Origin of the sequence: Fodinibius sediminis (assembly GCF_900182555.1) — a bacterium.
Lineage (GTDB): Bacteria > Bacteroidota > Rhodothermia > Balneolales > Balneolaceae > Fodinibius > Fodinibius sediminis.
Genome location: NZ_FXTH01000007.1, coordinates 101,636 through 124,571 on the forward strand (window position 1 = coordinate 101,636; position 22,936 = coordinate 124,571).

Annotated in this window: 13 protein-coding genes; 3 read left to right on the plus strand and 10 right to left on the minus strand. The window is 49.6% G+C overall.

What is annotated here, in order from left to right; translation table 11 throughout:
- Nucleotides 1-12 precede the first annotated feature (12 nt).
- The 10 genes from FN808_RS09450 to FN808_RS09495 all read right to left on the minus strand — a co-directional run bounded on the left by FN808_RS09450 (nt 13) and on the right by FN808_RS09495 (nt 17,751).
- Entirely contained in the window at nt 13-3,378 is a 3,366-nt protein-coding gene (locus FN808_RS09450) for a SusC/RagA family TonB-linked outer membrane protein (RefSeq protein WP_185958329.1), read from the minus strand.
- 516 nt (nt 3,379-3,894) lie between these two features.
- Complete coding sequence (locus FN808_RS09455) at nt 3,895-5,193, minus strand: enolase C-terminal domain-like protein (protein WP_142714336.1); 1,299 nt, start codon at nt 5,191-5,193, stop codon at nt 3,895-3,897.
- A gap of 249 nt (nt 5,194-5,442) precedes the next feature.
- Nucleotides 5,443-6,462, minus strand: a complete 1,020-nt coding sequence (locus FN808_RS09460; RefSeq protein WP_142714337.1) for a Gfo/Idh/MocA family protein — start codon at nt 6,460-6,462, stop codon at nt 5,443-5,445.
- Between the two features lie 27 nt (nt 6,463-6,489).
- Nucleotides 6,490-7,293, minus strand: a complete 804-nt coding sequence (locus FN808_RS09465) for a 3-keto-disaccharide hydrolase (RefSeq protein ID WP_434084132.1) — start codon at nt 7,291-7,293, stop codon at nt 6,490-6,492.
- A gap of 68 nt (nt 7,294-7,361) precedes the next feature.
- On the minus strand, nt 7,362-8,696 hold the full coding sequence (locus FN808_RS09470) for a Gfo/Idh/MocA family protein (protein WP_142714339.1): 1,335 nt from the start codon (nt 8,694-8,696) through the stop codon (nt 7,362-7,364).
- Nucleotides 8,697-8,759: 63 nt separating this feature from the next.
- Complete coding sequence (locus FN808_RS09475; protein WP_142714340.1) at nt 8,760-9,545, minus strand: glucosamine-6-phosphate deaminase; 786 nt, start codon at nt 9,543-9,545, stop codon at nt 8,760-8,762.
- Nucleotides 9,546-9,714: 169 nt separating this feature from the next.
- Nucleotides 9,715-10,896 carry a prolyl oligopeptidase family serine peptidase gene (locus tag FN808_RS09480; protein ID WP_142714426.1) on the minus strand — a complete coding sequence of 394 codons (1,182 nt, stop codon included), beginning with the start codon at nt 10,894-10,896 and terminating at the stop codon, nt 9,715-9,717.
- Nucleotides 10,897-11,159: 263 nt separating this feature from the next.
- Nucleotides 11,160-13,013: a RagB/SusD family nutrient uptake outer membrane protein gene (locus FN808_RS09485; RefSeq protein ID WP_142714341.1), complete on the minus strand. Its 1,854-nt coding sequence runs from the start codon at nt 13,011-13,013 to the stop codon at nt 11,160-11,162.
- Nucleotides 13,014-13,062: 49 nt separating this feature from the next.
- A complete protein-coding gene (locus FN808_RS09490; protein ID WP_221929997.1) occupies nt 13,063-16,173 on the minus strand; it encodes a SusC/RagA family TonB-linked outer membrane protein in 3,111 nt (1,036 codons plus the stop codon).
- A 531-nt stretch (nt 16,174-16,704) separates the two neighbouring features.
- Nucleotides 16,705-17,751 carry a FecR family protein gene (locus FN808_RS09495; RefSeq protein ID WP_142714342.1) on the minus strand — a complete coding sequence of 349 codons (1,047 nt, stop codon included), beginning with the start codon at nt 17,749-17,751 and terminating at the stop codon, nt 16,705-16,707.
- A 249-nt stretch (nt 17,752-18,000) separates the two neighbouring features.
- Between FN808_RS09495 and FN808_RS09500 the strand changes: the two genes are divergently transcribed.
- The 3 genes from FN808_RS09500 (at nt 18,001) to FN808_RS09510 (ending at nt 22,814) form a co-directional block, all read left to right on the plus strand.
- Nucleotides 18,001-19,068 carry a Gfo/Idh/MocA family protein gene (locus tag FN808_RS09500; protein ID WP_142714343.1) on the plus strand — a complete coding sequence of 356 codons (1,068 nt, stop codon included), beginning with the start codon at nt 18,001-18,003 and terminating at the stop codon, nt 19,066-19,068.
- A gap of 41 nt (nt 19,069-19,109) precedes the next feature.
- A complete protein-coding gene (locus tag FN808_RS09505; protein WP_142714344.1) occupies nt 19,110-20,093 on the plus strand; it encodes an N-acetylglucosamine-6-phosphate deacetylase in 984 nt (327 codons plus the stop codon).
- A gap of 255 nt (nt 20,094-20,348) precedes the next feature.
- Nucleotides 20,349-22,814, plus strand: a complete 2,466-nt coding sequence (locus FN808_RS09510; RefSeq protein ID WP_185958330.1) for a DUF7133 domain-containing protein — start codon at nt 20,349-20,351, stop codon at nt 22,812-22,814.
- The last annotated feature ends 122 nt before the right edge of the window (nt 22,815-22,936 follow it).

Consider the following 22,936-nt stretch of genomic DNA (forward strand, 5'->3'; position numbering starts at 1 on the left):
CTTGGTTAACCATTAAAAATCTAAATTGACACCCAGTACCACGGTCCGGTTCAGTGGTTCGGCCCCGGTGTTGTAACCAGGCAAACTGCCCGTTCCACTGATAGCTCCCGTCGTATATCCTTCTGGATTGTAGGCTTTAAATTCACTGCGGGTGAACATAAAGGCATTCTGGACAGACAAATAAGCACGGAGATTATCAACGCCTAAATAATTTTTAATGGATGAAGGGAGTTCATATCCAAAATTGATGTTCCTGATGGCTACATAATCGGCCGGTTCAAGGTAATAGTCCGTATCCGATACGTAGTCCAGATAGGCCAGTGAAGTGGCGGGCGTTTCTCCATCCCCCGGATCATCCGGCGACCACCACTGCCCCTCGATGGTAGGTTTCAGGAATGCACTGACGGTCGGTCCCTGGTACCAGAGGTTTTCCAGGTTGTACCGGTACCCGCCAATTTTGGACTGTATGTGGATACTCAGATCAAAATTTCTCCACTGTACGTTATTGGTCATCCCCCATTCGAAATCGGGCATGAAATTTCCTAGTATCTCCCGGTCTTCATCGGTGATTTCCCCATCGCCATTGGTATCCTTATACATGGCCGTACCGGGCACCGCTCCGGCCTTGGAGGGATTATTGTCAATAGACGCCTGGTCCATATGCACCCCTATCATTTCATGACCGTAAAATGAAAACATGGGTTCTCCCTTGCGCAGGATCCACCCCATACCCCGGGAATGAAGGTTAATGACTTCCTCTACATCCCCCCTCAAGCTTGTAACTTCATTCCTGTTGCGGCTGAAGTTGAAAGCGGTCTGCCAGCTGACGTCTTTCCCCCTGATATTCGTCGTATTCAATTCAAGCTCAATACCTCGGTTGACAATATCACCCACATTTACCAGTGTACTGGAAAAGCCTGAAATAGAGGGAATACTGACAGCATACAGCAAGTCAGAAGTATTTTTCTCATAATAGTCGAACATGAGGCTCACCCGACGGTCAAACATGGAAACATCCAGGCCGACGTCCATACTTTTGGTGGTTTCCCAGCGGAGTTCTTCATTGCCGAAGTTACTCTGTGCACGGCCCACGAAGCGTTCCCCGTTAAGTGCATAGGCGGCATCGCTGATGGTTCCCAAATACTGGAAGTTTCCGATTCCGAAGTTACCGACCTCGCCATAGCCAGCGCGCAGCTTAAGCTCATTGATGAAATCAACTTCCTGCATGAAAGCTTCTTCTGAAACAAGCCATCCTATGGAAGCCGAGGGAAAGGTTCCCCATCGATTCTTTGGACCAAAGCGGGAGCTGCCGTCCACCCGGTATGATGCAGAAAGCAGGTACTTGTCATCGAAATCGTAGTTGACCCGTCCGAAATAGGAGGCAAGGCCCCACTGGGTCTTGGAACTGCCTGAATAAGGGGCGGCCGTGGCATTATTCAGCGTTCGTATTACCTCGTCCTGGTAGGTGTCGGTAAGTGCATAAATATTCTCTGACCGCGATTCACTCTTCTGGTAGGTAGCCCCCGCCAGAGCAGTAATGTTGTGGACCCCCAGTAAAGAAGTGGTATAATTCAGGGTGTTTTCCACCAGCCATGAATGGTTTCTCCAGGAACCTGCGGACCCTGTATTCTGGTTTCGGCCGCTCGACGTCTTTTCTGTGAAGCGATCATAAGTGTTGTAGGCCACGTCTGTTCCGAGATTAACCTCATAGGTCAGGTTATCCAACAAATCCACGCCAAGTCTTGCCTCCGCCATATTTTTGAAGGAATCATTATAGAAATGAGAACCATAGAGAGCGTTCAGCGGGTTTGCAGCTGCAGAAACCCGGTAACTCCAGTAATCTGAAGCCTCATAGTATTTGCCAGTCTCCGGGTTCATTTTTGGTTCAACAAAGGGCGGCATCTTGATCTGGTTGTTGATTCCGCTCCCCCCTTTGTTTCGCTGACGGGAATAGCGCGGATTAATTCTGAAGTCCACCCGGACGTTATCGGTAATATCTGCATGCAGGTTGGTGCGAAGTGAATACTGCTTGTACCAGCTCGTGGGCATTACCCCTTCTTCATTCTGGTAGGTACCGGAAACATAATATGTAAAGTTTTCCGATCCGCCCTGGGCCGACATCTGGTAATTTTGAATGGGGGACGGTTCGAATAGAATAGACTCCCAGTTGTTATCACCCTGGGCCACGACCGGGTTTACCCGGAAGTTATTGGGACGTCGTTCATCACCCCACATCGGTATGTCCGGATCTCCACCTTCCCAGATCCACTCCCGGTTGATGTACTTCTCGATGGTCTCCTTATAAGCTTGACCACCATCGACCCAGTTTTCTTCGCCGTGGATCATGGGATATTGAATACCGGCGTAACTGCTGAGGCTGAATTTCGCTCCCTCACGGGCGCCGCCTGACTTGGTCGTCACCATGATGACGCCTCCCGATCCCCTGGATCCGTAAATGGCTGCAGCGGAAGCATCCTTCAATACCTCGATGGATTCGACATCATTCATATTTATATTATCGAAACTGCCACCCGGGAACCCATCTATGACAATGAGCGGATCATTGCTTGCAGATATTGAGGAAGGCCCCCGAACACGAATCGTTGGCGAGGCACCTGGGGTATTCCGGGCTTTTGTTATACTAACGCCTGCCAGACGACCTGCGAGGGCATCACCCGGCTGCATGACAGGTTGCTGGTCCAGATCATCATTTTCCACCTGTGAGATCGATCCCGTCAGAGATCTTCTTTCCATCTCACCGTAGCCGACAACCACCACTTCGTCCATGGTTTGCGCCCCCTGCACCAGGTCAACATCAATGACCTGCTGATCCCCTACGGTTACCCGCTGGGTCTCATACCCCACATATGAAAAGACGATTACAGATTCCGCATCAGGGACCTCCAGACTGTATTCTCCGTTCTGGTCGGTTATTGTCCCAATATTGGTACCCTGCACGGCAACGTTCACGCCGGTAAGGGGCTGTCCGGTCTGGCTATCCGTGACCGTACCGGTTACTTGCTGCACGATTTTAACAATCTCTTCTTTATCTTTTTTGAGCACCAGCACATCCCTGCTCGACGCCAATGTGGGTCTAAGGCTGGTGTCTTCCAAGAGCTTGTCAAGCGCTTCATAAAAAGGAACAGCACTGAAATTTACGGTTACTTTTTTATCCGGGATAAGATGTGATTCAAATGATAGTCCCACCCGGGCCTCATGGGCCAACCGACGAAGTGATTCTACCAAATCCACATTATCCAGTTCCAAGGTCACCAGTCGCTGTTCGCTGACATTTGCACTCACAAAATGATTCTCAATGATATTACGACCCTGCATATCAGCAGTCTGGAATCCCAGACCGGCAGCTGGTTGTGTCACGTATGCGAACAATACGCTCAAAAACGCGACGACACCTCTGATCCACCTTCGTCTGACGAGCTCATCTGTATTTATTCTATCCATAATCATCCCTTACCCATTATTGTTTTATTGTTGTCTTTATTTATGCATAAATGCCCATCATACTGCCTAAAAGCGCTGGTAGACTAGCATTAGTCTTCCAGCGCAACTGGAAAGAGGCCATTTATACATGTGAAAGAACCAAAGAAGACGCATGCAACCGTGTTTCACATCCCCTTCTATTAGTTAATACACATAAAATGTCCAAAAGTATTAGAGATAACTGGAAAAACTTTCCAGGTAGAACCTAATTCGTCCACTGCTGGTACTAACAGGATGGCTGCTCATGAAACAGTTTCGGAGTGTAACGGTATAGGAAGGAATCAATAAGGGTGTACCGACACGGGGTCATCACCTCCAATTCGATGGTAATCGAAAAAATCAAGGGCTCCAGCGGATAGGCGTTTTCGGGGGGAGGGAAACCCAATCATTAATTTATGTCACAGAGAGCAGCTTCTCATAATGGGAAGAGGGGTAGAAGATTCCGGCACTCTCCTCATAAAAATCATCGCCCAGCTCGAAGGTCCCCTCTGTCACCTCTGTCCAGGAGGCATCCCCGCTTGGATGATAGCTTTTCATCTGGGACCAGTTCTGATAATTCATATCGCCATTGGTTTCCATGATGCCCATATCCAGGCCCGGAAATGGGGGCAAGTGCGCAGCCAGTAGTTTATGCCAGTCAACCAGTATGGGATTCACCGTAAGGTCTGAGCAGACACAGGGGATACCTTCCTTGTGAGCCAGGCGGGCCATTTTGAGTGACAGGCTGAGCGTCTTGGCTATCCCTTTAAGTACAATTACCTCATACCCCTGCTCTATGCGTTTTCTGACATCCTCCTCGCAGTGCAGACTGTCATCAGCCGCAATGGGGATACCCAGGCCTGATACCTTTTGTTCGTTATCATCACTCAGGGGTTCTTCAATAAAGAGAATATGGTCCCAGGCTCCGATTTTTTCAGCGTGATTGATCAATTCCTCCAGCGTTTCTCTTTTCTTATACCTACCATTGGCATCCAGTGTGTACAAAATGCGGCCATCCTCTGTTTGAACGGTCGAACGATCGTTGAGCAGATCATGAATTTCTGACAGGCGGTCCTTGTCTTTCTGCAGCATCTCCCGCTGAGTACCCGGCTGGCCGGTTTTTATTTTGATAATGAAATATCCCCTATTCACGGCCTCACGGATATCCTCCAGCGACATTCCATAGGAAACCTGGAACATCACTCCTATTTGATCATTATGATGAGAGAGGGCGGGCTTGTACGCAGCCGGTATCATCTTTTCAAAGGTATTGCGGCCCGTCTCCGCTGCATATAACAACCAGGCCGCATTATCCAACCCTACCAGTGCATTCAGTACAAAGTTCTCGTTGACATCCTGCTTCCCTGTTATGCGTCGAGCCTCACGCCGCAAGTCCGGCACTAACTCTTCCATCAACCCCACCGGTGTATCGAATGACATGGATTCAACCAGCTGAAGGGCCCGTTCAGTCAGGGCATACATTAGCGCATTACTTCCTGCTTCGGACCATGAACTAAAAATATCCGGGTCTCCATACAATACACTCTGGGTGCCCAGTCCAATACTGCGGTTTCCTTTTGCCGAGGTCAGCCGCACCCCTGTCTGCCAAAGCTCCGACAGGTATCCCCCCTTGAATCCGAAGGGTATTTTGAGCTTTTCTCGTTCAAAATCAGAGTAGGTATCAGTGATCTGTATGTTATTGTTTTTGGGCATATCTGATGTTTAGCCATTATTACTAAAAGAGAGCACGCGGTTTATTGTAACAAGGCCGCTTTGAAAGCTGAAAATGGTAAATGCTCAACAGGTTGAAAAGATCTCTTTATTCAGTATCGGCTAATGAATAAAAAATGGAAGATGATGCCCTGTTCTGCAACCGCCATTGGCTGGTTCCGCAGCCATCAAAAAGGGCATGATCCTCCATCGTTTCGGAAGTGAATAATTTCTTAAACACCCGCCGTTCGTTTATCGCGCTTCAGCAATCACTTCATCCAGGGTAACGGATTCCCCGCCCCTGCGCTTACTTTCATCTGCCGCTTCCATGAAGGCATATATCTCGAGGATTTCCTCCTTGCTGACCGGGGGCTTTCCGGTCTTGAAAAATTCGATGACTTTCACCAACAGCGGCCGATAGCCATTGTAGGGACCAATTTTTGTTTCTCCCTCTTCTCCGAACGCAATGCCGCCATAGCTGTGTTTCCCGGTCCGGCGGCCCCGGAAGGTGCCAACCCGTCCGTCTTCCCAGGTTCCGACAACAATGTCCGTACCGTCGGTATGCACGCGGACCACGCTCTCGCATCCCGTACCCATCACCGTGAAAAGTGTCTCCACCCCGTGAACACCATACCAGTAGAGATCCGGATGCGATTCCTCGAGACTCGCCGGACTGTAGGTATCGGCCCCTGTTACCTGCCCGATGGCTTCTCCGTTTCTGATGGCCTGCGCGTTCTCCATGTACCGCAGAGAGGACGAACAAAATGTAGGTATTCCGTACTTTTCAGATGCTTCAAAGATAGCGATGGTATCCGAAAGGGACCCGGCGATAGGCTTATCGATGAAAACCGGTTTTCCGGCCTTAAAAACAGGCAGCACCTGCTCCAGGTGTCGATTGCCGTCATTGGTTTCCAGCAGGACTACATCCACCTTATCCAGCAATTCGTCTATGGAGTCAACAATTTCGACCCCCATTTCCTTGACCTGCTCGGTGTACTTCGGGATGCGGCTGTAGCTCGACTCAATCGCTAAACTCCCCTTCGGGTAGGCTGCTACGACCGGGAACCCGGCAAGGTCAGGCGCCACATCCGGGTCATTGAGTGCCTTGGCAAATGCGATGCTGTGCGAGGTGTCGAGCCCGATAATTCCCACTTTGGTATCTTCCGTGGAAGGCGTTTTGCCCCACAAGGTGGCAGGTCCCTGCAAACTCATTCCAAGCCCCGCGGTTGCCGCCAGCTTGATGAAATTTCTCCGATTAACTGAAGTATCCATGATGTAATAGGTTATATTTGTTTAATATTAATTTTTGTTCAGGTCAATTTCCCTGATTTTAATATTCCGAAAGGCCACCTCATGTCCGTGGTCCTGCAGCAGGATATGTCCCTCTTCCGCTTCCCCGAAATTTTCATAATCGCTGTACTTGCTCTCCGAGACAAGCTGACGGAACTCCTCGCTTCCGCGGGTATATTCCAATACCTTAACTCCATTCAGCCAGTGCTCCACCCGGTCGCCCCTGGCAATGATGCGAGCTTTGTTGAATTCTCCTATGGGGTTCACCTGCTTGTTTTCGGCCCGGTACAGCTCATACAGCGAAGCTAACGTCCAGGTACCCTCCACATCGGGACGGCTGTCGTCGATGAGCTGGTACTCCAGGCCAATGGCGGAACCTTCCGGCCGGGGCCGAATCTCCTTCACAAAATACTTGATGCCGCTGTTAGCGCCTTCGGTAAGCTTGAATTCCAGGGAGAATTCAAAATTGCCGTATTGATTTTCAGTGATGATGTCTCCGCCGAATTCGGATTCACCGCCGCCTGAGGCCACAACCTTCAGAAGACCATCCTCCACTTTCCAGCCCTTTTCAGGAAACGCCTCCTTGTAAACGCCTCTCCAGCCGTTGGTCGTTTCTCCATCAAAGAGCAGCACCCAGCCCTCCTCTTTCTCCTGGCTGGTGAGGGTGTTGACCTGTTCCGCCTGTGGGGCTTCCTGCTGACTCTCTTCCGCATTGCTTTCCTGGGAGGCCTCCTCGGAGCTGCACCCTCCCAAAGCCAGCAGAGCTGCCAGCACTACCGCTCCCATAGAGCGATACAGTTTACTATTTTTCACTAAATAATGATTCCACTTCTTCATAGACCGTAAGTGATTAAAATTGATAGAATTGTTAATTTTTTATCTTAAATGGTGGGTTCCCAGCCGGGCTCATACTCCCGTGACCATAATTTCATGGCTTCCTCATCGTCCAGGATTTTACCGGTATTCACATCGCAGTTCAGGGTTCGCCCCGTACGATGGGCAATATTCCCGAGCTGACAGAGCAACACACTTTTATTGGCATCCTCGATGGGAGAATTAAGGCTGCTTCCGTTACGGATGGCATCCCTGAAATTCGCCAGGTGATCAGCATCCAGATCAAAGCCGGGACCGGTGGTGTCAAGGGCATCGCCACTGTCAACGGTAACCTTCTTAAGCTCGTTGCCATCGTTATCGAAGGTGGAATAGCCATTACCGTGAATCACCAGACTGCCCTCCGTGCCGTGGAAAGAGGCCCCTACAGAATTACCTTCAATATGCTGGCCATTGCAGCTTCTTCCCTCCCAGGAAATGGTTTTTCCTTCCTGGAAATCATAGGAAGTGATCTGGGTATCCGGTGTTTCCCAGTCATCGTCATAGGCATACCGCCCGCCCTGCGAGCTGACCTGCTCCGGATAGTCCACTTCAAGTCCCCAGCGGCAGAGATCGATGAAATGGGTCCCGTTATTGAGAATTTCGCCGGTCCCCCAGTGCCAGAACCAGTGCCAGTTATAGTGGATCAGGTTGTCCTTGTATTCCCTGCGGGGAGCGGGACCCTGCCACAGATCATAGTCCAGGCCCGAAGGTACCGGGGCCGTCTGGCCGTGTCCGATGGATCCCCGGGTATTGGCATACCAGGCACGGGCGAAATAGGCATCTCCGATCACCCCCTCTTTTACTTCCTGGATGCCCTGCACCACATTGGGCCAGGAACGCCGCTGGTTGCCCATCTGAACCACTTTTCCGTATTTTTTGGCGGCCTGCACCAGCAGCTCACCTTCATGTGGATTGTGGCTGCAGGGCTTTTCAACATACACATGCTTTCCTGCTTTCAGAGCCAGTATAGACGCAGGAGCGTGCCAGTGATCCGGAGCTGCAATAGCCAGGGCATCCAGGTCCTTGTCCTCCAGGATGCGGCGAAAATCTTTCACGCCCTCCGGTGTTCGCTTCTGTCCCCCGGCTTCCACCGCTTCAATTCCATTCTGTATTGCCTGGTCATCCACATCACAGATATAAGCCACTTCAGCACCCGGAAGTTTGGAGAACCCCTCGGCCACAGCCGCACCGCGACTGTTGGTCCCCATAACCCCGACAATGATTTTTTCATTTGGCGAACCGTCTGCAAAAACCTGCGGAGCACTTGCACCCACGAGCCCCATTCCCAATCCAAAAGTTGAAATTTTCTTTATGAATTCCCTTCGTTCTATTTTGTTATCCATGTCGCTGTGATTGATATGTTAATTATTAACTGATATTCCTTCTGTGCTATGTAATGTCACTGCTTAATCATCTTTAAGGCCGGAAGCCGAGTTCGCATCCAAAAAGAGAACAGCTTCCTTGTGTGTTCGCAAGACAGAGGCCGGGCAATCGGTCGTAATCGGTCCGTACAGGGCATCGTGTACAGCCTGCGCCTTCCTGCTGTCGGGTACGACGCAGCTTATGACCTCACTGTTCAGGATCGCGGGTATGGTCAGGGAAAGCGCCTGTTTCGGGACCTCTTCCAAACTGTCAAACCATCCTTCACCCACCTGCTGATTGCGTGATTTCTCATCCAGTTCTACAATTTTGACCAGCTTGGGGTCATTAAAATCTGCTATGGGAGGGTCGTTAAAGGCAATATGCCCGTTTTCTCCTATCCCGATACACGCCACATCGATGGGATGGGTCTTCAGCAGCTCCTCATACCGATCAATCTCTTTCTGAATGTCACTGACATCGCCATTCAGGAAATAAGCTTCCCTGGGTTGTACCTCGTCGATAATGCGTTCGTGTAAATATTTTCGAAAACTGGCCTTGTGATTTTCACTCAAGCCGATATATTCATCCAGATGGAAGGTGGTTATCCTGGACCAGTCGATGTTTTCCATGCTTTTAAAAGCATTTAGAAAGGTGAACTGGGAAGCCCCGGTGGCCAGCATCAGGTTAGCCTCTCCTTTATCATCTATTACAGACTGCAGGTGTTCAGCCACAAACCAGGCAGCTGCCCGTCCCATGTTATCGGCCGTATCATAAGCCCGTACAGTTAAATCGTCAACTTTTGTTTGTTGTATTATATGTTCCTGTATCATTATTTGGTTTTAGTAGGTGGTTAACTCAGATCATAAACGTGCCCTAAACACTGTTCAAATATATAAATAGGACCATTTCCCATTGAACCCCGTTTAGAATTTATTTCTATATCAAAAAATGCTTCACTAAAATTTTCACCATAAAATAGAACCCTTTTTTATTTCTTTATCAAATATTTTTGGAAATTATTTCATTGTATTTTAAAAAGTATTCAAAAAAAAGATAAGCGATCTCATTGGAATGGCTATTGGGTGAATGGTCGGGCCGGTTGCTCATCGCCACGCGGTTTTCATAACCCAGCAAGCGGTTAACCGCGATCGTATGGTTCAACGGGACCCAGCGCTTGGGAGGATCCTCAGCCCCTCCTGATACCAAAAATGGGCGTGGAGCCATCAAAGCATGCAGTTCGTGCAGATCATATCCTTCTTCTATCAACCTGGGATAAAGCCCTTTTGCCGGATTGTCCTCCGTGGGAATACCCCGCTCGCGCCATGGCGGAGGGTGATAGCCGAGATACCATGGTTCCCAATAATTTATATTCGGCCTGGACTGTTCGAAAACAATTCCCGGATCCGACCATACCGCCGCAGCAAATTTGTCAAAAAGAGTGGAGGCAAACATAGCCCATTTACCTCCAAAGGAATGTCCCATGATACCTATACGTGTAGAATCAACTTCCGGTCGCTTGGCGAGCACGTGCCAGGCATTGGATGCCGCATAGGCAAGCATTGACAGGGGCTCTACCCGGGCATCCTCCAGGTTGGGGTAGTACAGGGAGTACGTTTTTTCTTCTGTTGCACGGGTCGTTCCCAGCGACATTGTCACAAAGCCTCGTTTGGTGAGCTGGTAAGCAAAATCACGATGGGGTCTGCCCTCTCCTATGGCCGTTTCCGGCTCATAATAAACGGTAATAACGGCCGGGTGAGGCCCCTGCCCTGCGGGAACAAGCAGGTACCCCTCCGTTTCCTGATCCGGCATCCAGTTAAAGCGGATGCGGTGCTCTGTGAAGCCTTCCCGTTGCCGCGAGGCAATAATTTCCAGTTGCTGGTTCTTCAGCAGGGATGGCCATGGCCCCATCAGTTCGTGCCAGCGCTGCCGTATTTCTTTTTTTCTTTTCTGCCATTGCCCCCTGGTTGTTACCGGCTGTCCGTCATAAAAGGCAAGAGGTGACTGATATGTCCCGTATTCACCTGCATATTGCTCCGGTGGCGAGAAATAGGGACGGATCTTCTCCCATATCTCGGAAACCTTCTCTCTGTTCTCTTCATCTTTTAAAACCTGGGCCCTGGTGATTGCCGATGAAACCGTCAACAGTAGAACCAGCAATATAATACCCACGGAAAATCTCATCACAATGTATCGAATCTCTAATCTGATTAATCTATAAACTCAACATTTAATATTAACAAGCACAGAAGTAGAAGGCAACGTTATCTGCCTTTTTATGTTACAGGAATGGAACAGCTGGGCACGATAATACCCTGACAACAGCCGATGTTACAAAAAACATTACTGCCCCCTTCTGATACAGGGGACAGCAATGCGTGAGCAGCTTCAAAACAGAAGCATTCCTCAGTCAACCGATCTGACTATTATCCATTGTTAGTCATAATTTAATAAGGGCTTTCATATTTAATAGTCTCAAGAGGCGGTTCATTATTTTCGGCGCCCGGGTATCCAAGATTCTGATTGACCGTCCCCAGGGTATTCGACTCAATCATATTGTCCGCAACCGGCCACAAAAAGTTATGGGGGTTGATATGGGGATGAATGCCGCCGACAATTTCTATCTGGTCGCCGATGGGATAGGGGATACCGATAGAAATGCTCGTCCCACTTTTCGGATGCTCCGGGTAATAAAAATTTCGGGAGATAACCCTGTCGTACCACCAATTATCCTGGTGCAGGCTTTCCGGGCTGTATCCATTGACTCCAAGTTCGGCCATGGTAAAAGACACTCTGGCCAATTCATTCTGATGCATACCCTCTGCAAACAGTTCACGAACCCGCTCGTCAAAAATATAATCGATCGTGACATCGCCGGCAGTAATCAGCGGAGCATTCGCACGGGCCCGAATGGCATTAATATCATCGGCTGCAGCCTGTAAGTTATCGAGCCAGTAATTAGCTTCTGCCCTGATCAGATAGGTTTCGGCCAAACGAAAGAGGTACCAGTCCCCGTTCCCCCCATAGGGCCGTGCATCGGTACTTTCTTCGGGCACATAAGTCTTGTAAAAAGGCATGGCATACATGGAGGTAATGGCACGGGCCGGATCCCCGGTGGTATATTCAAGGGTCCAGGGTTCACCATAATCCACTGATTCGGGATTGTTATACCGCATTTCATCTACATCCACCCAGTTGATGTCGGCCCTGCGCAGGTCCGGAGTATCTTTCCAGGTGTACCCCTGCCCCTCCCAGGCGTGGTACTGTAAAAATTCGGTTAATGCGATATCAGGATTTCCGCGTCCCAGGGTATCATACATGGGCCCCTCGTCAACCATGCCCGCATTCCCTTCACTATCGCGGTGACGGGAATGCCACCAATCGGGATGAAATGTCCTCATCGTAAAAAGTCCCCTGCTGTCTCGTGCTCCCACGGGTGCTTCATAACGGTCCACAATTGCTAAAATGGTCTCGGTATTGGCAGGGATGTTTTTGTTCATAGGACGGTGGAGGTCCCATATTACATTCCGCTTGGGATCATCGGCATCCTGGCCAAACCGTTCTGTCATCAGCGCGTACGGACCGTTGATAACCTCCGTCGCCGCATCTCTTGCATTTTCAAACTCCATGTTGGCCAGGTAGATCTTGGCCAGCAGATGATAACCCGCTCCACGGGTTACCGCGCCCGGAACAGCCTCCTCGGGCAGATGCTGAACAGCAAATTCCATATCCTGCTGGATTACATCCAGGATGGCCCATCGGCTGTGGGTTTTAAAATCAAGTTTGGCCTCCTTGATCTCCTCTTGTACAAAAGGGACATCCCCATAACTGTGCACCAGCCGGTTGTACCAGTACGCCCGGTGCCACAGGGCTTCCGCCAAAATTTCATTCCTGTGCTGCTGGTCGTCCCATTCGATATCATCAATTCGGGAGATAACCACATTGGCATCTTTTATATAGGTATAGACGTCATTTATCATGCTGGCCTGCTCGTAAAATCCCACGTATGTACTCGGACTCCCGTTTAGATGATCTTTATCCATGGCCCAGATTCCAATACCCGCCTCGGTGGCGTCCCACTGCCCAATCATCAGTGCACTGCCTCGTCCACCCGTAAATTCGGCATCGGCCAGTGTCTTGCGCATCGTCACCAGCTGGGCTTCAAACCCTTCAGCGTTAACATATGTATTTTCGGGGGCGAAGAAAGACTTGGGCTCAGGTTCCAAGAAATTATCGGAACATGATATGACAGCAAAACAACCCACCGTAAAAATAAAAACATGCTTTATGATCCGTTTCATAATAATACCCTTTAAATCGTTTTATATTCGGTCTGATTATTTCCGTTTGTTACAATGACAAATTAAGCCCAACCGTAAAGGTACGCGGCATGGGCGTCATCCCCGATTCGGGGTCCCATCCGGGCCAGTTGTCAAAGCTGTACAGGTTTCGTACAGAGCCAAATAACCGTAGGTTCTGTAGCTGAATTCGCTGGACAAGATCCTCAGGCAAGGTGTATCCCAGGGTCAAATCCTGGATTCTCACAAACGATGCATCTTTATAAATCATGATTCCTCCGCCGAAAGGATCATCGGTCAGCGAGGTCCTTGGCCATTCATTCGACCGGTTCTCTTTTGTCCAGTACGGAGTTGGAGGTGTATTTCTCCTGTCGTAGGTGGAATGCTCATGCATGGCGTCCGGGAAAGGTCGTATGTGGCCCAGGTTGGCACGAAGAAATACAGAGAGTGAAAAATTCTTATAAGACACATCATTGCGCAATCCCATGCGGAACCGCGGTTCGGTATGCCCGATAAATCGCTTATCCTGCTGCGAGGTGTAGGATCCGTCGTCGTTAACATCAACGGCCTTGATATCGCCCGGACTCAGGTTATACACATCGGCCTGCTCAGCTTCTTCCACCTGCCACATTCCAGTGATGTCGTAATCCCAGACAACATCGATCGATTCCCCGGGAAACCAGTTATTGGAATAGTCCGGGATTTCTCCCTCATATTCCCTGCCCTCCAGAGTATAGGTTCCGGTATCACCAAAAAGAGTTTTGATCTCATTTCTATTCAATGAAAAATTGAAGCTCGATTGCCAGTTGACGTCTTCAGTACTGACATTCAGGGTATTCAGGGTAAGCTCAAAGCCCTTGTTACCCAGCTCTCCAATGTTGGTTGTCACCCCGTCAAAGCCGGTAAGCATGGGTAATGTCCGGTCCACCAGGAGGCTTTCCGTCGTCATATCATAATAATCGAGACTTCCGTTGATACGCCCCTCCAGGATGCCAAAATCCAGCCCGACATTGAAAGACTCGGTCTCCTCCCAGCGCAACCCCGGGTTGGCCAGCGAATTGGTTCGCACCCCGACCTGGACCTGCGAGCCATCATAATACAAATTGGTTCCCAGCTGGGCCAGAGATGAATAGGCCCCGATATTTCGATTCCCGTTCTGTCCGTAGGATAGCCGAAGTTTCAGGTTGCTGATCAGATCACTGTCAAAGAAATCTTCTTCCGAGATTTGCCAGGCAAAAGCGCCCCCTGGAAATATGGCCCGGGGATTTTCCTGGCCAAATGCCGAGTACCCATCCCGTCGGACCGAGGCTGTAAACAGATATTTGTCGTGCAGCGTATAATTAAGCCGGGCCAGCATGCCCTCACCTGTAGTTTTCGTATCAACGGTCTCCAGGTAAGGATTGGTGCCGTACTGCAGACCGCTGTATCCCAGGCTTGCGGAAGGAAGGAAACCGGTATTTTGCTGAAAACTGCTCCATGAGCGGTTTTCTTCTACTTCGTGCACCAGCGTCAGATCAAATTCATGTACTCCATAGGTTTTACTCCAGGTCAGCATATTCGTCAGCATCCAGTCGAAGCGGGTGGCATCCTGCCGGTCAGCCCGACCGCCCGAAACAGACTGTCCCCCCACCTGGGTGTCCTCGCCCCAGAACTGATAGTCTTTAAAAACACGATAGCGGGGTTGAAAAGTAACCCGGTGTGTAAAGTTATACGGCAGTGACACTTCCACGAACGGAGAGGCAAAAAGATTGTTAATTTTGCGATTTCGATCCGCATTCAATGTGTTCAGGGCGGGATTGGAAACAATATATCCGTGCGGGAACCACTCCACATTACCCGACTCATCATAAAGCCGGGAAAAAGGGCTCATCAAATAGGGGTTGCTCGCTGGTATTGTACTTTCATCACGATCAGAATATTCGGCATTGATGCCTGCGCTCAGCCAGTCGGTTACGTGAAAATCCACATTCAGCCGGGTACGAATAGCCTCAAAATAGTCGCCGAGCCTCACCCCTTCGTTATCCACTCGTCCTATTGACCAGTAGTACTGCACATCCTCCGTCCCACCCGAAATACTCAGGTCGGCCTCCTGGCGTACGCCTGTTGGAAAGATATATCCCCCCCAGTCAAACGTTTCGCCGGCCAGATACTGCTCTCGTTCCAGCGGAAAGAAATTCATTCGACTCATCCATTCCTCTTCATTATCGGAGAGCGGATTTTCATTAAGCTGTCGCCATTCGTCCGTTGAAACCCCTTCCGGCAGGTTGTCCGGGTGCGTCCAGTAATGATCAGGCTGGCTCAACCCCTGGGACCTGAAATAATTTTGTCGAAAGTCGATATACTCTTCAGGCCCCCGGTACTTGTAATGATCGGTGGTGGTCTCCGTTACTCCAACCTTGGTGCTGAATTCAACGACAGGCTTGCCCACCTGCCCCCGGGTTGTAGTGATAACTACAACACCGGACGCCGATCTCGCTCCATAAACAGCCGCAGAGCTGGCATCTTTCAGAATGTCAATCGATTCAATGTCATTGGGATTAATATCACGCAGCTGGCCCCGGTAGATCACCCCGTCCAGTACAATCAGTGGATCACTGCCTGCCGTCAGGGAGTTCGGTCCCCGAATCTGGAAATTTGTAGCCCCGCTGGCGGAAGTCCCCTGGGTTGCATTAAAACCGGCAATAGTTCCGGTCAGCATGTCAGAAACATTGGTGATTCCCTGGTCTTTAAACTGTTCGCCGTCTATGCGGTCCACCGAACCCGTCAAATCCTCCCTTTCCCGGGTGCCGTAGCCAACAACGATAACCTCATCCAGTCTCCCAAGGTCAACCGCCATACTCACATTAATGACCTCACGATCCTGAACCGTAATTTGCTGTGATTTATATCCCACAAATGAGAAGACCAGTATTGACTCCGAACCTGGAACTTCAAGGCTGTACTCTCCGTCAATATTCGTCGCCGTTCCTCTGCTTGTGGCCTGTATCATCACATTAACCCCCGGCAGAGGCTCTCCAGTCTCAGCATCGGTCACTGTCCCCGTTACGACGCGCTGTTCTGATGATTGTTGAGCCTGAACCGTTCGCGTCAACCCCATAAGCATAAGACAGGTTACGGCCATCCCCAGTACTCCAATCGCTACTTTTTCATAGAACTGTGCCATATATAATACCACCCTTCTTTATTGGTTCCCGTTATTTGTTTGGGATGAGAATCTGCAAGTGCGCAATCAGCAGCAGGATATGACTGTTACCCATATCCAAAATGGAGGTCCGAACGCCTCTAACCTTATAGAGAACAGTAGCTGAACGCTGACCTGCTGTTATATCCCCATGGTTATGATCCAGGCCACGGATCGCCCCTTCAATATTAACAGTCTCACAGCGTAATACGGTCAGCCCGATCCTGCTAATAACGAGGGGGCACAGGTGCCTGGTTCGACAGCGTAACTTGTTGAGTCACCATCCCTTCTGTATACATAATACACACAAGTGGTGCAAAAGTATTAGAAAATATCTGTTATCAATACTATGATTCATTTCCTATTCACCCCAGCCCGGATTCTGCTCCAGATCTGAGTTCCGTGCAGGAGATAAAGCTTTTCCCCTTATCCGAGATTCATAAGCTGATTCAGATATACAGCAGAGAGGTATAAACGATACATTCCATCCCTATTTGCCCCACACAACCTCTTTCAACTGCTCTCAGCTCCTGTCTTACTTCCCTGATGCCCCCGCTCCCACCGGATCCTATTTTCGGTGCGGTTGTACGATAAATCCAGAGTCAGCGCAACAACCTCCAGCGCTTTCTCCAGGGATCCCCGTTCAAAGGTAGACGACAAGGTCAACTCTTTGATCACAGGCGATGCATATTCAAAGGATACATCATAAATACGACTGAGCTGCCTGCTAACATCCTTCAATTTCATGTTATCAAAAATGATGCGCCTGTTCATCCAGCTCAAATAGTTGTTATGTTCAAACTCATCTATCTCAATGGTTTGATTGTCAAGGTTAAGGTAGCCGAACTGCCCCGGATTGAGGATGGCAGCCTCAGTTTCAACCTGCTGAGAAGACCATAATGAAACTTTTCCCTCATTAACCGACACCTGCACATTATCGTCGTCCGGAAATGCCCTGACATTGAAAACCGTACCCAAATCCTTTACCGATGCATTCGGCGTGTGTATGATGAACGGCCTGTCTTCATCATGGACAACCTCAAAATACGCTTCCCCTTTCAATCGGACTTTCCTTTCACCCTCTCCGAAGGGTTCGTATATCCATAGCTTTGAATTACTGTTCAACCGTATTTTTGATCCATCTCGCAGCGTCAAGGCTTTTTGCTGGTTGTTACCGGTCTGGTAATAAATGGGGTCAGGAGAAGCTTCGGGAGTCGTAGTGGCGTAAGGCCAAAGATAAAACATGGATGCGGCCAGTATGGCAAACGCAGCGGCAACGGCTCCCCAGTATGCCGCAGGCTTTCTCATTTTCTTTTTCCGGATGGAATGGGGTCCATATCTGTAGTCCAGGTTATTCCTGATTACGCCCCACATTTTCTGAGATTTCGTTTCCGAAACCAGCGACTGAATTCTTTCATCCTGCAGGAGTGTGTAGTCTTCCCCTATTTTTTCTTCAAGATACTGCTGCCCTTCAGTAGTTGACAGCCAATTCAACACCTGCTCAGCTTCTTCCGCCGTGCAGTCGTCATCGATAAATTTTTCTATTAAACCTGCCCGCATATTCTTCTTCTTTCGATAGTTTATTAGTAATACACATAACAGAACGAGAAGTATTAGAAAAAAATTAAATAGCTTTAAAAACTCTTCTATCAATGTTTTAGCATCAGAATAAATAATACTTCTTAAACCGGCTATTAATGTTCAAAAGGGATTTGAGTATTTTTCTTTTTTGATTTTATTAAGTAGGTTAAGCGCAGATTTTCCTACCCTTTCTGTAAATTTTTTATCTATCTAATATTGACCAGGATTATGAATACAGAACAAAATACGTACGGTATTGGAATTGTCGGATGCGGTAACATATCAGAAACCCATGCCGAAGCCATTATAAGGACCGGCCGGGGTCAACTCATTGCTGCACATAGCAGAACAGAACAAACCGTTGAAGCATTCAGTAGTAAATATGACATCAGTGGCTACACTTCATTTCATGAATTTCTGAAAGCCCCTGACCTCGATGTCGTCGTTATCTGCACCCCTACGGGTACCCACCTGGACTATGGCCAGGCAGCCGCAGAAGCAGGCAAACACGTGATTGTTGAAAAACCAATAGAAATTACTGTTGCCCGCGGACAATCTCTCATAGACAGCTGCAAGGATAATGAGGTCAAGCTTGCTGTCATCTACCAAAGTAGATTTATTGATGATGTCAAAAAGATGAAAGAGCTTGTCGATAATAAAACCGTGGGCGATGTTGTCATGGCCAGCGCCTCCGTCAAGTGGTTCCGTGACCAGGAGTATTATAGCGGTTCTTCATGGCGGGGCACTTTTGAACTGGACGGCGGGGGAGCGGTCATCAACCAGTCTATTCACACTATTGATCTTTTGCAGTGGTTTGTTGGAGGCGTTAAATCCATTGCTGCCTTCAAGGGAACCTTCACACACGAAGGCATCGAAGCCGAAGATAATGCAGTGGCTTGCCTTGAATTTAATAACGGTGCCATCGGCGTTTTTGAGGCCTCTACTTCCATCACGCCTCCGCAGGATCGAACGGTAGAAATCAATGGCACCAAAGGTACGCTCCTACTTGAGGGAGATCGTCTGCAAAAGACCCTTCAGGATCAGTCTGGGGAGCCTAAACAAGATTCTCCGGGCGATGCAGCCGGGGCAGCCAGTCCTTTGGCCGGCATGACGTTTAAGAATCATAAAAACCAGTATGATGCCATACTTGATGCCTTTCACAGCGACACTGCCCCCGTTGTTTCCGGTGAAGACAGCCTGCAGTCGCTGGCAATAGTTGAGGCTTTGTACACCTCCGCCGACAAGCAGGAAGTCATTTATATTGATGATATTCTTGACACGGGTGACGTCGATTAACAGTAGCATTAATTTTAAAAATACGGAGATCAAACATACCAATGAACATCCCTGGATTCGTAGACCTTCAGGTTAATGGCTACAAGGGCATTGATTTTTCAAATCCGGAGCTGACGGAAGAAGAATTCACAGCTGCATGCCATGCCCTGCTTGACCACGGTACCGTTGCTTTTTTACCAACGATTATAACCTCTTCTGCTGAAACCTTCGAGCGGAATCTGCGCCTCATGGCTCGGTCTATCATTGATAATGATCTCCGGGAATCCATCCCCGGCTTTCACGTAGAAGGGCCTTTTATTTCGGGCGAAGATGGCGCACGGGGGGCACATAATGCCGAATGGGTGCGTAAGCCGGATATCAACTTTCTCCAGAAACTTGATGAGTGGTCGGGTGGCAATATCAAGCTGCTAACCATTGCCGCGGAAACAGAGGGCGCTGATGATCTGTGTCGATATGCCACCGACAACCTGGGAATAACCGTCTCCCTCGGTCATCAAATGGCGGGGGAAAATGATCTGGATAAATTAGCCCATTCCGGGGCCCGGTCTCTCACTCATCTGGGCAACGGCATACCGAGACTGCTGCCACGGCATCATAATCCACTGTGGGCCGGGATCGGCAATGATGATCTGACAGCAATGATTATTGCCGATGGGCATCATCTCCCACCGGCTATTCTCAAGGCGATCATCAGGACAAAGGGAACCTCAAAGATCATTGTGGTCAGTGATGCCTCCCCTATTGCCGGCCTTCCGCCGGGGACCTATAACACCCTCGGCAATGACGTAATCCTGGAAGAGTCGGGACTCCTGCACAACCCCGAAACAGGATACCTGGTAGGCTCTTCCTCATCCATGCTGGAATGCATGAATTACCTGAAGACACTCGATCTGTTATCCGGGGAAGAGCTTGCCAGAGTGGGATTTTATAATCCCCTCGAACTCATCGGCATCGCTCCATCAGATGTACTGGCCCATGCTGATCCCTCAATTGAGCTAAAGGACGGTCAGTTTTGTCTCATCTGATAAACCATGGTCCTGTTACCTATGGTGAATGTGCGAGGTTTGAAGTTTCCGTCCCGCAAGGCATTCCGTCCCTTTCCATCCATCCCTCTCTCCTGCCCCCGGAGGTTCCGGGCGGAAACAGTTGCAACTGGTTCAATAACACTATTCCGAATTAATCATATTCAAAGCTTAAAAGTTATTTATTTCCTTATGAAGCAGCATAATAGGTCCCGTCGTTCAACCGCCTATTTGTTCATATTCATACTGATTCCCCTTATGCTGTCTCTGGCGGCATGCGGGGAACAATCCTGGCCGCCCGAGGTGCAGCCTGCACCTGATAAATCGCCAGTGCTTTCACCTGCGAAAGCCCTGGAATCTTTCTACCTTCCTCCCGGCTATGACATCCAGCTCGTTGCCAGTGAGCCCCTGGTGGTTGATCCTGTAGCTATGGATTTTGACGCGCAGGGTCGCCTTTGGGTAGCAGAGATGCGTAGTTACATGCCCAATGTAGAGGGAGAAGGAGAAAAGAAACCAACCGGAAAAATTGTCGTGCTCGAAGATACTTCGGGCAACGGCAGGATGGACAAGCGCACCGTGTACCTGGACAGCTTGATCCTTCCCCGTGCCGTCAAGGCCCTGGATCACGGAGTACTCGTGGGAGCTCCGCCCAACCTCTGGATGACAGAGGATACAACGGGGGATCTAAAGGCCGATGCCATACATAAAATCCGATCGGATTTTGGTGATCTTTCTGTTAATCCCGAATCCAATCCCAATGGCCTGATGTGGGGTATTGATAACTGGATCCATACTACTCACTATGACGGGCGTTTTCAGTTGCGGGACGGACAGCTACACTACGACAAGACACCCAGCCTGGGGCAGTGGGGAATAACGAAGGACAGCTATGGCCGCATTTACCGCAACAGCAATTCGAATCCCATGGCCGTTGACTATATCTCTTCGCACTATTACAGTCGAAACAAGGATCTGGACCAGCAGCGCGGGCTCTATGAGTCAATCTATAAAAATAAAACCGTATGGCCGGTACGCCCCACAACTGGCATAAACCGCGGCTATCGTGAGGGCATGCTGCGGGATGACAGCACCCTCACCCGCTATACCTCAGCCAGCGCCCTGGCTGTTTACCGGGGTGACAAGCTTCCCGGGGAACTTCGCGGTGATGTCTTTGTCCCGGAACCCGCCGGTAACCTGGTTCAGCGATATGTGCTTAAAAAGCAACGCGATGGATCTCTTATCGGTCATAACCCGTACGAAGACCTTAAGGCAGACTTTCTGACCTCCACCGACGAGCGATTCCGACCGGTCAATATTTACACAGCGCCCGACGGAACATTATATATTCTGGACATGTACCGCGGGATCATCCAGAACCAGCTGTTTCTTACCAATTATCTTAAAACCGAAATTGAAAAACGAGGCCTGGAAAAACCGATTGGCCTCGGACGGATATACCGCATCATTCACGACTCCACGATCCCCGGTCCAACACCCGACCTTTCATCAAAATCACCTGAAGAGCTTGCTTCATATCTCAACCACCCCAACGGATGGTGGCGAGACACAGCGCAGCGGCTTCTTGTTGAACGCCAGGCGGATTCTGTTGTACCAAAACTCCGTCAACTGGCTACAGACAGCGAAAAGGATTATGCCCGTCTGCATGCGCTGTGGACGCTGAACGGACTTGACGCAATAAATGACGACCTATTGGATGCTGCTTTATCGGATTCCTCTCCACACCTTCGGGCCGCAGCCATACGTATTGCTGAAGCTGAATTTTCCAGCCATACTGACTCTTACCATCAAAAGCTGATAAGCCTGCTGGATGATTCAGCTCATGTGGTTCAGCGACAGCTGGCAGCCTCCATCGGTGAACTTCCCTCACCTGAACGTTCTGCGGCCCTGATGAAGATGGTAAAAGCCCATGGTAATGATCCCATCGTGGTGAATCTTGTCCTCAGCGGTTTAGGCAACCAGGAGTTTTCCTTTTTGAGTGGGCTCCTTGACCAGTTTCCCGACCAACAAATCGCTTCCAAGACCATCGAAAGGTTAACACGCGCTGTACTCAACTCCGGGTCGGGCAATCATATAAGCAGCCTGCTGAACAGGATAGGTGATCAACAGAAACCAGTATGGCAACGGCGTTCCCTGCTTGCGGGATTGGAGGAGGTAGCCCCCGAGCCTTCTTCCGGCGGCAGCCCCAGACTCTTTGAACTTGACAACAAACCCATCGCCTTGCTGGATGCCACCAGCGAAACCGGTGATCCCCTTGCCAGGCGAATTGACAAAATGATTAAACGCCTCGACTGGCCGGGAAAACCAAAAGCCGAGCCCACTCCGGAACCGCTGACACCAGATGAAAAAGAACGCTTTGAACTCGGAAAACAACTGTTTGCAACATCCTGCGGTTCCTGCCACCAGGAAGACGGAAAGGGCATGAAAGGCATGGCACCACCCCTGGTCAATTCAAAATGGGTGCTTGGAAAACCAAGTCACTTGATTCGCATCCTGCTGGACGGCAAGGAAGGTGAAATGAGGATGCCTCCTGTAGGCGACCGATATTCCGACGAGGAGATTGCTGCTATAGCAACCTACATCCGTCAAGCATGGGGGCACAAGGAACATCCAGTACCACCATCCCTGGTCATGGAAGTTCGCGGAGCTTCCACAGGCCGCGACCATCCATGGACAGACGAAGAATTGAACAGCCACAGGCACTGACTGTCACGCAATCTGCAGCAGTATAAGATGCTTACTGCAGTTAATGGGTTAAAGAAACGTACCGGGTCTATGCCGATAGTACCCTGAAGGAGCGATAAACCCGGTGAAAGCAGTACCCCCTT